General features: G+C 59.9%; 10 protein-coding genes and 1 pseudogene. 2 read left to right on the top strand and 9 right to left on the bottom strand.

All coding sequences use genetic code 11. From position 1 onward, the window contains the following. Positions 1–2 precede the first annotated feature (2 nt). Positions 3–416, bottom strand: coding sequence for an NADH-quinone oxidoreductase subunit A (locus tag ASC85_RS14745; RefSeq protein WP_003203367.1), 414 nt, complete (start codon positions 414–416; stop codon positions 3–5). 788 nt (positions 417–1204) lie between these two features. On the opposite strand from ASC85_RS14745, the pseudogene ASC85_RS33825 reads away from it, so the two are divergent. Beyond that, positions 1205–2344: pseudogene (locus ASC85_RS33825) on the top strand (methyl-accepting chemotaxis protein); the annotation flags it as partial. Next, positions 2330–3247, top strand: coding sequence for a methyl-accepting chemotaxis protein (locus tag ASC85_RS33820; RefSeq protein WP_414705995.1), 918 nt, complete (start codon positions 2330–2332; stop codon positions 3245–3247). The pseudogene ASC85_RS33825 and the gene ASC85_RS33820, both read left to right, overlap by 15 nt. A gap of 109 nt (positions 3248–3356) precedes the next feature. Here the strand turns inward: ASC85_RS33820 and aceA are convergent, their stop codons facing one another. From aceA to ASC85_RS14700, 8 genes are all read right to left on the bottom strand, one after another. Beyond that, a complete protein-coding gene (aceA, locus tag ASC85_RS14735) occupies positions 3357–4682 on the bottom strand; it encodes an isocitrate lyase (protein WP_003203364.1) in 1326 nt (441 codons plus the stop codon). A gap of 455 nt (positions 4683–5137) precedes the next feature. Then, positions 5138–5899 (bottom strand): secretin N-terminal domain-containing protein, encoded by a 762-nt coding sequence (locus ASC85_RS14730; RefSeq protein ID WP_003203361.1) that lies wholly within the window; start codon positions 5897–5899, stop codon positions 5138–5140. 294 nt (positions 5900–6193) lie between these two features. Next, positions 6194–6619 carry a GNAT family N-acetyltransferase gene (locus tag ASC85_RS14725; RefSeq protein ID WP_003203360.1) on the bottom strand — a complete coding sequence of 142 codons (426 nt, stop codon included), beginning with the start codon at positions 6617–6619 and terminating at the stop codon, positions 6194–6196. Then, the gene (locus tag ASC85_RS14720; RefSeq protein ID WP_003203358.1) at positions 6612–7778 is read right to left on the bottom strand and encodes a ribosomal protein uL16 3-hydroxylase; all 1167 of its coding nucleotides are present in this window, start codon (positions 7776–7778) and stop codon (positions 6612–6614) included. Before ASC85_RS14720 ends, ASC85_RS14725 begins: the two co-directional genes overlap by 8 nt. Positions 7779–7862: 84 nt before the next feature. Continuing rightward, positions 7863–9233, bottom strand: coding sequence for an adenylosuccinate lyase (purB, locus tag ASC85_RS14715; protein WP_057450012.1), 1371 nt, complete (start codon positions 9231–9233; stop codon positions 7863–7865). 339 nt (positions 9234–9572) lie between these two features. Beyond that, on the bottom strand, positions 9573–10196 hold the full coding sequence (hflD, locus tag ASC85_RS14710) for a high frequency lysogenization protein HflD (RefSeq protein WP_057450010.1): 624 nt from the start codon (positions 10194–10196) through the stop codon (positions 9573–9575). Then, positions 10193–11317, bottom strand: a complete 1125-nt coding sequence (gene mnmA, locus ASC85_RS14705; protein WP_057450008.1) for a tRNA 2-thiouridine(34) synthase MnmA — start codon at positions 11315–11317, stop codon at positions 10193–10195. Before mnmA ends, hflD begins: the two co-directional genes overlap by 4 nt. A gap of 59 nt (positions 11318–11376) precedes the next feature. Continuing rightward, the gene (locus tag ASC85_RS14700; protein ID WP_057450006.1) at positions 11377–11823 is read right to left on the bottom strand and encodes an NUDIX hydrolase; all 447 of its coding nucleotides are present in this window, start codon (positions 11821–11823) and stop codon (positions 11377–11379) included. Positions 11824–12042: the final 219 nt, after the last annotated feature.

The raw sequence follows: 12042 nt of genomic DNA, 5'->3' as shown, positions 1-12042 counted from the left end.
CCTCATTGTTTCAGCTTCGCTTGCCGCTTGCGCCGAGCTTCCGGAGCCCAATCAAGCGCCCCCACTCGGTAAAGGTAGACAAGACCTGCCAACAGAATTGCTATGAAAACGAGAGCTTCGACGAATCCGGTCCAGCCGCTTTCGCGGACGGACACAGACCATGCAAAGAGAAAGAGGGCTTCGATATCGAAGATCACGAAGAGCATCGCGACCAGATAGAATTTGGCTGAGAGCCGCAAGCGGGCGCCACCGGTGGGTAGCATGCCGGACTCGAACGGTTCATTTTTGCTGCGGCCCCAGGCTTTTGACCCAAGCAGGCTCGACACACCGAGCATGAAAGCACACAGGCCAACAACGCCCAGAAGGAAAATGGCAAAGCCCCAATTGTGGGCCATGAGTCCTGTCGCTTCGGACATGCTGGAAATCCTTAACAGAGAGCAAAGGTCTCTGAGCTTGAATGAAATAACGCAGTGACGATATGTCGCAGCAATCAATCGCGGTGATTTTATGGCTAAACACCGGGCAAGTAAAATTCCTATAGCGAAATTATTTATTGGAATAAGGACATAGCGCGCCTCCATGACCCCGCGGCCCAGGCCGGGCGGGCGTTGACCGTGTGTTCAGCAATAATATTTCGTGCGGAATGCAACAATGATAATGGCTTCCAAATGATAATTATTATTATCTGCGGCGACCTTTCTACGGTGTACTTAGTATTGTGCCCGAGAGACTGTCTTACATCGCCGCTACTGCAATTGTCAGCGCCGCACGTTTTACTCCTTTTCGGACTGCCCAATACTGCGTTCGATCAATTTTTCTACCTGTGCGCCGAAGTTTTGTGGGGGAGGGGATCGGTGAGGGTTGGATCCGCGTGGGGGACTGCGCCTGTGGGAGCCAGGCTTGCTCGCCATGCCGGCAACGCGGTCCCGAGGCAGACAGCGTAATCGTTCATCGCGGGCAAGCCGGACTCCCACAGATGCAGGCTTGCTCTTACAGCGTAGGTTGCTTCAAAAAAAACGGGTGAAAAAACCAGGCTCGTCAGCTCAAAGTCGATCAATTGAGCCAATGCAGAACCTGTGGCCATGGGGTTGCGCGTTTAAGCGACACCGCGGTGGTGCGTTAGGCCCGGTCTCGTGCCGATTTTTGCTCGCCAGCCCCCACCCAATCGATGCATCCTCGACTTTCCTTGAATGAATGATGTCAAATGGCTATCTTTGTGCTTCATTCATCTAATCATCTATATCAATACTTGATTAGGCTACGTCCCTTCTTAGATAGCCGCGCCAGGTTTCATCGTTCGCGGCTGATGACCACAAGGAATGCCATGAACTCTTGGATCGCGAATATGAGCGTTATGCTCAAGCTGGCTTTGGGCTTTGCCGTTGTGCTGCTTCTGACCGCTATCCTCGCCGCGACCGGTTGGTTCAGCCTGGGGAAAATGATCGAGCGTACTGATCGAATGACCAGCATCACCGAACTCGGCAGCCGTCTTGATCACCTGCGCAGGGCTCGCTTGCAATACCAGCTGGACCGGGGAGATGAACAAAAGGGTGCATTGATCCAGGCGTCGCTGGACCAGTTTGTCGCCAAGCAGAAAAGCCTCGCAAACGAGTTGAGAAAACCTGAAAACCTGAAGAAACTTGCGCTGATCGAGCAGGCCAGCACGCAGTATCAAGTGGCACTGAATACGATGCGCGAGGCTTATCGCAATGATGCGGCCATGCGCAAGGAGATGGGCGTCAATGCGGTCAAGGGTGCCGCGCTGATTGCCAAGGTCATCAATGACGTAGAAGCAATGCCTGCCTCGGATGAGCGCCGTTTCGAGCAGTACAGGGTCATCCTCAAGGCAAAAGAGGACTTGGCACTGGTGCGTTATGAAGTGCGTGGCTATACCGGCAACCCCAACAGTGCCACCGAGCTCGCCGCCGCCCGCCAGCTCGAAAATGCGCTCAAGGGCATCGAAACCCTCAACGGCGCTTTCGGTCCGACCTATGCCGACACCATCAAGCAGCTGGAAACTGCGTTGATTGCTTACCGCCGTTCGGTGCAGGATTTCACTGCCAGCAATCAGGCCATTGGCAAGGCCGTGCAGGACACCATCGATTTGGGTGAAACCATCACTCGTCTGTGTGACGAAATGTATGCCAGCCAACTGGTTTCCCGTGACGAAGACAGCGCCCAGGCGCGCATCCTGCAACTGAGTTGTACTGCCTTGGCGATGTTGCTGGGGATTTTTGCCGCCCTGATCATCACCCGCCAGATTACACGGCCGTTGCAGGACACATTGGCTGTGGTCGATCGCATTGCAGCAGGCGACCTCACGCAGCACATGATCGTGACCCGTCGTGATGAGCTGGGTGTCTTGCAGCAGGGTATTGAGCGCATGGGCACCACCTTGCGCGACCTGATCGGTGGCATCCGCGATGGCGTCACCCAAATCGCCAGTGCCGCCGAAGAGCTGTCGGCTGTCACCGAACAGACCAGTGCCGGGGTCAACAGTCAGAAGACCGAGACCGATCAGGTGGCTACCGCCATGCACGAAATGTCGGTCACCGTGCATGAGGTCGCGCGTAATGCCGAACAAGCTCGCGCAGCTGCATCAGAGGCCGATGCACAAGCCCGTATTGGCGACCAGGTGGTCGCGCAAGCCATCGTTCAGATTGAGCGCTTGGCCGGGGAGGTCGGGCGTTCAGTCGAAGCCATGAACGAGCTGGAACAGGAAAGCGGGCGCATCGGCAAGATCATGGACGTGATCCGGGCGGTGGCTGAACAGACCAACTTGTTGGCTCTTAACGCTGCCATCGAGGCCGCTCGCGCGGGTGACGCCGGACGCGGTTTTGCCGTGGTCGCCGATGAAGTCCGTGGACTGGCCCAGCGTACCCAGCATTCCACCGAAGAGATTGAAAGCCTGGTGGCGGGCTTGCAGAACGGCACGCGCCAGGTATCGAGCATCATGCGAAACAGCCGCGAACTGACCGACAGCAGCGTGGAATTGGCAGGCAAGGCCGGCACCTCCCTGGGCAACATCACCCAGGCGGTTTCTGGCATTCAGGCCATGAACCAACAGATTGCCGCCGCCGCGGTGCAACAAAGCTCGGTGGCCGAGGAAATCAGCCGCAGTATCCTGAGCGTGCGTGATGTATCCGAACAGACCGCCTCCGCCAGCGAAGAAACCGCAGCCTCCAGCATCGAACTGGCGCGCCTGGGTAACCAGTTGCAGCAGTTGGTCAGTCATTTCAAGGTGTGAAAAACGGAGCGGGAAAAACCAAAAAAAAGCCCCGAACCAGTCGGGGCTTCAGATCATCGGCTTTGCGGTTAGCTTTTACTCGGTCCGCAAGGGCCGTTTATGGCGTGTATCAGTGGAACTGTTCTTCTTCGGTGGAGCCGGTCAGTGCGGTCACCGACGAAGTGCCGCCCTGGATCACGGTGGTCATGTCGTCGAAGTAGCCGGTGCCCACTTCCTGCTGGTGAGCCACGAAGGTGTAGCCCTTGGCGGCGTCAGCGAACTCTTGCTCTTGCAGCTTCACGTAGGCGGTCATGTCGTTGCGGGCGTAGTCGTGCGCCAGGTTGAACATGCTGTGCCACATGTTGTGAATGCCGGCCAGGGTGATGAACTGGTGCTTGTAGCCCATGGCGGACAGTTCGCGCTGGAACTTGGCGATGGTCGCGTCGTCCAGGTTTTTCTTCCAGTTGAAGGAAGGCGAGCAGTTGTACGACAGGATCTGGTCTGGGTATTCCTTCTTGATCGCTTCGGCGAAGCGACGCGCCTCGTCCAGGTCCGGCTTGGCGGTTTCGCACCAGATCAGGTCGGCGTACGGCGCGTAGGCCAGGCCGCGGGCGATGGCTTGGTCGAGACCGGCGCGCACCTTGTAGAAGCCTTCCTGGGTACGGGTACCGGTTACGAACGGTTGGTCGTACGGGTCGCAGTCGGAGGTCAGCAGGTCAGCGGCGTTGGCGTCGGTACGGGCCAGGATGATGGTCGGTACACCGGCAACGTCGGCGGCCAGGCGGGCAGCGGTCAGCTTCTGCACGGCTTCCTGGGTTGGAACCAGTACCTTGCCGCCCATGTGGCCGCATTTCTTCACCGAAGCCAGTTGGTCTTCGAAGTGAACGCCGGCGGCGCCTGCTTCGATCATGCTTTTCATCAGCTCGTAGGCGTTCAGGACGCCACCGAAACCGGCTTCAGCGTCAGCCACGATCGGCGCGAAGTAGTCGATGTAGCCTTCGTCGCCCGGGTTCTTGCCGGCTTTCCACTGGATCTGGTCGGCGCGACGGAACGAGTTGTTGATGCGCTTGACCACGGTTGGAACCGAATCCACCGGGTACAGCGACTGGTCGGGGTACATCGACTCGGCGGAGTTGTTGTCCGCGGCCACTTGCCAGCCCGACAGGTAGATCGCCTGGATGCCGGCCTTGACTTGCTGCACAGCCTGGCCGCCGGTCAGGGCGCCCATGCAGTTGACGAAATCTTTCTCGGGACGGAAGGCTGGCTTGGCGCCCTGGGTGACCAGGTTCCAGAGCTTGTCGGCGCCCATTTTCGCAAGGGTGTGCTCAGGTTGAACCGAGCCACGCAGACGGACGACGTCAGCAGCGGAATAATTGCGCTTCACGCCTTTCCAGCGCGGGTTTTCAGCCCAGTCTTTTTCAAGGGCTGCAATTTGCTGTTCGCGTGTCAGTGCCATGGAGATAAACCTCGTCGCATAGGTCTTGGTGGAAAATTCCTGCTCCTGCCGACCAGGGGTTGGCGTACAAGTCGGTTCAGGCGGGGAGGCGACGGGATGAACGATGGGCTCGAGGGGAAAGTGAGCAGGTAGGGGCGAACTGCGGGCGCATTCGGGCGTCGTGGGCCTCCATACGAACTCAGAGTGATGCCGGGTTACCTAGTTACGCTTCCGTCCCTCGGGACAACTTCGTTCCAGTCGCAACCTCGTCAAACACACCTTATGGGCGGTACAGACACGAATCGGCTCGCAGGGTAGTTGCAAGCGTCGACCCGAAGGCCCTTGCCAGGGCCCCTGATTAGCGGGAGCGAGGCCATCATGCCTTCGGTTTTTTGCCTCGTCAAACGTTTTGTAGTGCTTTTTTTGTGGCACTACATCTTTGGTCTAATACGACTCATCAGTCAGTTTTTGGTGCTTCAGTTCAAGGTATCGACCTTGACCCGCAAAATCATGTCGTCGCGGCCCTGGGTAGAGTAGCTGCGGGTCAGGCCCTGCTTGTCGGCTTGAGTCTGGCGATTGACGCCAGCCAGGGTGATCCATTCGCCCAGGCGGCCGCTGACGGTTGTGTCGGTACTCTGAACGTTCACTACATCGGGACGTTCCTGGCTCATGCGGTCACGGTTGGTACTGATACTGAGATGAACGGTCTCTCCGGTGACGCTCGCCGTGACATAAAAACCCTGGGTGACGTTGCGGTATTCGGTCTGGCTTTGCAGGCGGCCGTAGTTGTCGGTCTGGCTGCTGGTGAAGGGCACGCTCTGGCCGACCTGGATCAGCGCCGGCTGGCCTTCGCTGGCTTGCACCTGCTGCACGCCGCCGTCACGGCTGGCGGTACTGCGGTTGATGATGCGGGTCTGGCTGGGCGCGGCACCATTGATCGAGTAACCCTGGTCGCCCTGCAGGTTGTTTTCGTTGGTGTCGACCGTAATCAGCAGGCGCTTGGGGGCGGTGTCCAATTGGGCCAGGAATTGCCGGAGTTCTTCGATCTTGCCGGGCTCGGCGTTGACGATCAGTTGGTTGCCGTAGGCGCTGACTTGCCCGTCCTTGCCGATGAAATTCTGCGCCACCGGCAGCAGGTCGGCGCTGGTGCGGTAGTTCAGTGGCACGATTTGCGTATCGGCCACGGCTGACAGGCTGCTACCAAGCAGCAAGAGGGTCAGCAGGGTGCGTAGAAGCATGTCCATTTCTCCATGAGACAAAGGCCTGATATTGCCAGTTTGTCGGCCCCGGGTGGCGCAAGTTGAATGTTAGACGGCAAAACGCCCCGGCATCGGTGGATGGCGGGGCGTTTTGTGGTGCTGATAATGCTTTTGTGGCTAGGGAGCAGCCTGTAGGAGCTGACGAGTGCAACGAGGCTGCGATCCTTCCATTACCAATTGAGGCTGAAGCGAAAGAACAAGATCAAAAGATCGCAGGCTCCTACACCCAGCGGGGCGGTGCGACGTTTCGCTGAATCCCCTCGCCACAAGGTTTCAGGCCGAGCGCCGCACCATGTCCACATGCGGAATCCCGGCTTCCAGGAACTCCTCGCTGACCACCGCAAACCCCAGCCGCTCATAGAACGGTGTGGCATGCACCTGGGCGCTGAGCATCTGTTGCTGGAGCCCGCGCTTCTCGGCTTCGGCGATCACCGCGTGCATCAGCGCATCGCCCACCTTCAGGCCGCGCCAGTCCTTGAGGACCGAGACACGGCCGATATGGCCGTCGGTCAACAGGCGAGCGGTGCCGATGGGAAAGTCGCCTTCAAACGCCAGAAAATGCACCGCGCTCTGGTCGTCGGCATCCCATTCCAGCTCAGGTGGAACGGACTGCTCGGCAATGAACACGGTCTCACGAATGCGCCGGATCTCGGCGTTATCCTTTTGCCAGTCTGCGACACGAACGTGAATTTTATTCATCGGCGAACCCCAGGCTGCCTTGCTTGACCAGCTCGCAGACCAGGCCGCGACCGTCTTCGTCGGCCAACCAAGGACCGAGGTTCTCGATGTGCAGGGCGTCGGCGGCGCAGATCATTTTCAGCAGCTCGCGCAGCTTGCCCGGCAGATAACGGCTCTGGCCACTGGCGAACAGCAACAGGTCGTCATCGACTTCCGACCAGGCCAGGCGCGCGCTCGGGTTGCGAATGATCACGGCGCCTTGTTCCAGGCTGGCCAGCAGGTCGTCTTCTTCCAGTTCCGGGCCCACCACCAGTTCCGGGTAGCGCGGCTCGGTCATGAACTGGCCGAACCAGGTCAGCAGCAGGCGCTCGTCGCTCATGTGCTCGGCCAGCAAGCCCTTGAGGCGATCGAGGGCGTCCTGCTGGATCTGGTGCGGGTCGGCTACAGGGCGTGCGTCGGCGTCGGTGTAGCGCTCTTCGTCCGGCAGGAACTGGCTGAGGAAGTCGGTGAAGTGGGTCAGGACTTCAGCGGCGCTCGGCGCACGGAAACCCACCGAGTAGGTCATGCAGTCGTCCACGGCCACGCCACAGTGGGCCAGGCGCGGCGGCAGGTAGAGCATGTCGCCCGGTTCCAGGGTCCACTCATCGGTGGCTTCGAATTCGGCGAGGATGCGCAGGTCGGCGTGCTGCAGCAGTGGGCTTTCGGAGTCGCACATCTGGCCGATTTTCCAGTTGCGCTGGCCGTGGCCCTGCAGCAGGAACACGTCATAGTTATCGAAATGCGGACCCACGCTGCCACCGGGTGCGGCGAAGCTGATCATCACGTCGTCGATGCGCCAGCTAGGCAGGAAGCGGAAGTTCTCCAGCAGCTCGCTGACTTCCGGTACGAACTGATCGACTGCCTGTACCAGCAGGGTCCACTCGCGCTCTGGCAGCTTGCTGAATTCGTCTTCGGCGAACGGGCCGCGACGCAATTCCCAGGGTCGCTCGCCGTGCTCGATCACCAGGCGCGATTCGACTTCTTCTTCCAGGGCCAGGCCGGCCAGCTCGTCGGCATCGATCGGGCTTTGGAAGTCAGGAATCGCCTGACGGATCAGCAGGGGTTTTTTCTGCCAGTAGTCGCGCAGGAACTCCCGTGCCGTGATGCCGCCCAGGAGTTGCAGAGGAATATCAGGATTCATGTGTAACCTATTGAAAAAATATACTTTTCAGACGCGAATAAAAACGCCCGGCGCGGCCGGGCGTCTCAAAGGTAAAGCCGTGGATCAGATGCGCTTGGCTTGTGCCGCTGCGTTGCCGATGTAGCTGGCCGGCGTGAGCTTCTTCAGCTCGGCGCGGGCCTCGGCAGGCATGTCGAGGCCATCAATGAAAGTCTGCAACGCTTCAGGGCTGATGCCCTTGCCACGGGTCAGTTCTTTCAGCTTTTCATACGGGTTTTCGATGTTGTAGCGACGCATCACGGTCTGGATCGGCTCGGCCAGGACTTCCCAGCAGGCGTCCAGGTCGGCGGCGATTTTCTGCTCGTTCAGTTCCAGCTTGCTGATGCCCTTGAGGCTGGCTTCGTAGGCAATGACGCTATGGGCAAAGCCCACGCCCAGGTTGCGCAGCACGGTGGAGTCGGTCAGGTCGCGCTGCCAGCGGGAGATCGGCAGTTTGCTCGCCAGGTGCTGGAACAGTGCGTTGGCGATACCCAGGTTGCCTTCGGAGTTTTCGAAGTCGATCGGGTTGACCTTGTGCGGCATGGTCGAGGAGCCGATTTCGCCGGCGATGGTGCGCTGCTTGAAGTAACCCAGGGAAATGTAGCCCCAGATGTCACGGTCGAAGTCGATCAGGATGGTGTTGAAGCGCGCGATCGCATCGAACAGCTCGGCGATGTAGTCATGCGGTTCGATCTGGGTGGTGTAGGGGTTGAAGCTCAGGCCCAGCTCGTCTTCGATGAAGGCGCGGGCGTTGGCTTCCCAGTCGATGTCCGGGTAGGCCGACAGGTGGGCGTTGTAGTTGCCCACGGCGCCGTTGATCTTGCCCAGCAGCGGCACGGCGGCCACCTGGGCGATCTGGCGCTCCAGGCGGTAGACCACGTTCGCCAGTTCCTTGCCCAGGGTGGTCGGCGAAGCCGGTTGACCGTGGGTGCGCGACAGCATCGGCACGTCGGCGAAGCGGATCGCCAACTCGCGGATGGCCTGGGCGGTCTGGCGCATCAGTGGCAGCATCACCTCATCGCGGCCTTCGCGCAGCATCAGGGCGTGGGACAGGTTGTTGATGTCCTCGCTGGTGCAGGCGAAGTGGATGAACTCGCTGACATTGGCCAGTTCCGGCAGCTTGGCCGCCTGCTCCTTGAGCAGGTATTCGATGGCCTTGACGTCGTGGTTGGTGGTGCGCTCGATCTCTTTGACGCGCTCGGCGTGCTCCAGCACAAAATTTTCTGCCAGGGCGTTCAGCACCGCGTTGGCTTCGGCGGAAAACGCCGGCACTTCGCTGATGGCAGGGTGGGCGGCGAGACGCTGGAGCCAGCGCACTTCAACCAGGACGCGGGCACGGATCAGGCCGTACTCGCTGAAAATCGGGCGCAGGGCCTGGGTTTTGCCGGCGTAGCGGCCGTCAACAGGGGAAACCGCAGTGAGCGAAGAGAGCTGCATGGGGTGTTCTCGGACAGTCGGGCAACGAAATGGGGCGCGTATCATACATGAAAACAATCGCCGGTCCGTCGCCAACTGACCGGCGTATTACGCGTAACAAGCTAAAACTGTTTATTACCTGTGGCGAGGGCGCTTGCTCCCGCTGGGCGTGTAGGAGCTGTCGAGCTTTGATCTTTTGATCTTTCGCTTGAGATTCAAGTGTCTGGGGAAAGATCGCAGCCTCGTTTCACTCGACAGCTCCTACACAGCTCCTACACAGCTCCTACACAGCTCCTACACAACTTCTGCGGTTCAGCGGGGGCAAGCTCCCTTGCTACAAAAAAAACGGGTTGAGGCGACTTATTCGTTGCGCATCAACGGGTAAAGCTCTTTAAGCAATTTGCGCCGGCTGATCACCAGTTGCCAGCGATGGCCGCCCAACTGTCGCCACAGCCGTGCCGAACGAATCCCGGCCAGCAACAGGGCGCGGATCTTCGAGGCATTGCTCGGTTGCTGCAGGTTGCGCATGTCGCCATGCACCTGGATGCGCTGGCGCAAGGTGCTCAGGGTGTCCTGGTACAACGCGCCGCAGGCCGCGACGACGTTTTCGTGGGACGGGCCGAAGTGCTCGACCTGGGACTGGATCTGCGGCAAGCGTTTGCCGATGGTCTCCAGCAGGTCGTCGCGCTTGGCCAACTGGCGCTCAAGGCCCAGCATCGACAGGGCATAGCGCAGCGGTTCGCGTTGCAGGGCGCTGGGATCGCGCTCCAGGGCGCCGATCAGCGCACGATAGCCTTCGCGCAGGTTCAAGTCGTCGCCGCCGTAGACTTCCAGGGTGTCCTTGGGGTCGCGAACCAGCAGGCTGCCGAGCATGCAGGCCACGCCCGCTTCGGTGGCCTGGCCGGTCTTGGCGATCCTGTCCACCAGTACGGCGGCGAGAAACACGCCGCCCAATGCCGTCAGTTGTTCCTGGATGGCGCTCATGCCTTGCTGCTCCAGGGTTCTGCGACTTCGATCACGCCGCCGCCGAGGCAGATTTCGCCGTCATAGAACACCACGGACTGGCCGGGCGTGACCGCCCGCTGCGGGTCATCGAAGGTGGCACGGTAGCCCGTGGCGGTTTTTTCCAGGGTGCAGGGCTGGTCGCTCTGGCGGTAGCGAACCTTGGCCGTCAGGCGGCGTGGTTCGCTTAGGTCGATCGGGTTGACCCAATAGATGTCGGAGGCGAGCAGGGCGCGGGAAAACAACCATGGATGGTCGTTGCCCTGGCCGACGATCAGCTCGTTGTGCTCCAGGTCCTTGACCAGCACGTACCACGGCTCTTCCCCGGCGTCTTTCAGGCCGCCGATGCCCAGGCCCTGGCGCTGGCCGATGGTGTGGTACATCAGGCCATGGTGACGGCCAATGACTTCGCCTTCGGTGGTCTTGATCTCGCCCGGCTGGGCCGGCAGGTATTGCTTGAGGAAGTCGCTGAAACGCCGCTCACCGATAAAGCAGATCCCGGTGGAGTCTTTCTTCTTGGCGGTGGCGAGCTGGTGTTTTTCGGCGATAGCGCGCACTTCGGGCTTTTCCAGTTCGCCTACCGGGAACAGGGTCTTGGCGATCTGCTCGCCACCGACGGCATGCAGGAAGTAGCTCTGGTCCTTGTTCGGGTCCAGGCCCTTGAGCAGTTCGGTGCGGCCGTCGATGTCGCGGCGGCGCACATAGTGACCGGTGGCGATCAGGTCGGCGCCGAGCATCATGGCGTAGTCGAGGAACGCCTTGAACTTGATTTCGCGGTTGCAGAGGATGTCCGGGTTCGGCGTGCGGCCGGCCTTGTATTCGGCCAGGAAGTGCTCGAAGACGTTGTCCCAGTACTCGGCGGCGAAGTTGGCGGTGTGCAGCTTGATGCCGATCTTGTCGCACACGGCCTGGGCGTCCGCCAGGTCATCCATGGCGGTGCAGTATTCGGTTCCGTCGTCTTCTTCCCAGTTCTTCATGAACAGGCCTTCCACCTCATAACCCTGCTCGATCAGCAGAAGGGCGGAAACGGAAGAGTCCACGCCGCCGGACATGCCGACAATGACGCGCTTCTTGGATGTGTCAGAAGGAGCTGGATCACGCATAGGAGTTCAATGAGTGTCTTGAAAAAGGACGCGATTCTATCAGGCCCGGGCGCACAAGGCTAAAGAGAAGGACGGATCAGCGTCAGACTGTGGCAGTGGCCGGCCAGATAATCGTCGATGCAGTGGATGATCAGCTCGCTGCGCCAGTGTTCGCGCTGTTCGAGCAGTTCGTCGCGGGTCAGCCATTTGGCGCCGAGGATGCCGTCGTCCAGTTGATACTCGGGATGGTGTTTCAAGGCCTTGGCGGCGAAACAGACGCGCTGGTAGGTCACGCCGTTGCTGGGGGCGGTGTAGAGGTAAATGCCGGTGACGCTGGTGGGTTCGACGTCCCAGCCGGTTTCTTCCAGGGTTTCGCGTACGGCGGCTTCGATCAGGGTTTCGTTCGGGTCCAGGTGGCCGGCGGGCTGGTTGAGCACTGCGCGTCCGGCCTTGGATTCTTCCACCATCAGGAAGCGGCCGTTGTCTTCGACGATGGTGGCGACGGTGATGTGGGGTTGCCAGTTCATAAGGTTCCTTTATTGCTCAGATTGGGGGGGATCGAGTGCATATCCGTTTTTGTAGTAACGGCCGCTTAGGGTTCCGCCCTGACGGCGGGTCACTTTCGAAAAGCCCGGAAGCCGGCCCAGTCAAAAGTAAGCAAAACGCTCTTGCCCCACCCGGCGTTTTTCAAGGTAGTTGTCGCGTCAACCGTTTTGCTATGCCGCTTTTTTCTCGGTCTGCTGTTC

Source organism: Pseudomonas sp. Root401 (assembly GCF_001425105.1).
Lineage (GTDB): Bacteria > Pseudomonadota > Gammaproteobacteria > Pseudomonadales > Pseudomonadaceae > Aquipseudomonas > Aquipseudomonas brassicacearum.
The sequence above is the reverse complement of the archived record's forward strand: the minus strand, read 5'-3'. Positions and strand labels throughout refer to the sequence as shown.

Bases quoted from the DNA above. Each gene is read 5' to 3' on its own strand.
- aceA (WP_003203364.1), bottom strand. From the start codon at position 4,682: ATGGCACTGACACGCGAACAGCAAATTGCAGCCCTTGAAAAAGACTGG.
- hflD (WP_057450010.1), bottom strand. From the start codon at position 10,196: ATGAGCGCCATCCAGGAACAACTGACGGCATTGGGCGGCGTGTTTCTC.
- purB (WP_057450012.1), bottom strand. From the start codon at position 9,233: ATGCAGCTCTCTTCGCTCACTGCGGTTTCCCCTGTTGACGGCCGCTAC.
- ASC85_RS14725 (WP_003203360.1), bottom strand. From the start codon at position 6,619: ATGAATAAAATTCACGTTCGTGTCGCAGACTGGCAAAAGGATAACGCC.
- ASC85_RS14700 (WP_057450006.1), bottom strand. From the start codon at position 11,823: ATGAACTGGCAACCCCACATCACCGTCGCCACCATCGTCGAAGACAAC.
- ASC85_RS14730 (WP_003203361.1), bottom strand. From the start codon at position 5,899: ATGCTTCTACGCACCCTGCTGACCCTCTTGCTGCTTGGTAGCAGCCTG.
- ASC85_RS14745 (WP_003203367.1), bottom strand. From the start codon at position 416: ATGTCCGAAGCGACAGGACTCATGGCCCACAATTGGGGCTTTGCCATT.
- ASC85_RS14720 (WP_003203358.1), bottom strand. From the start codon at position 7,778: ATGAATCCTGATATTCCTCTGCAACTCCTGGGCGGCATCACGGCACGG.
- mnmA (WP_057450008.1), bottom strand. From the start codon at position 11,317: ATGCGTGATCCAGCTCCTTCTGACACATCCAAGAAGCGCGTCATTGTC.
- ASC85_RS33820 (WP_414705995.1), top strand. From the start codon at position 2,330: ATGATCGTGACCCGTCGTGATGAGCTGGGTGTCTTGCAGCAGGGTATT.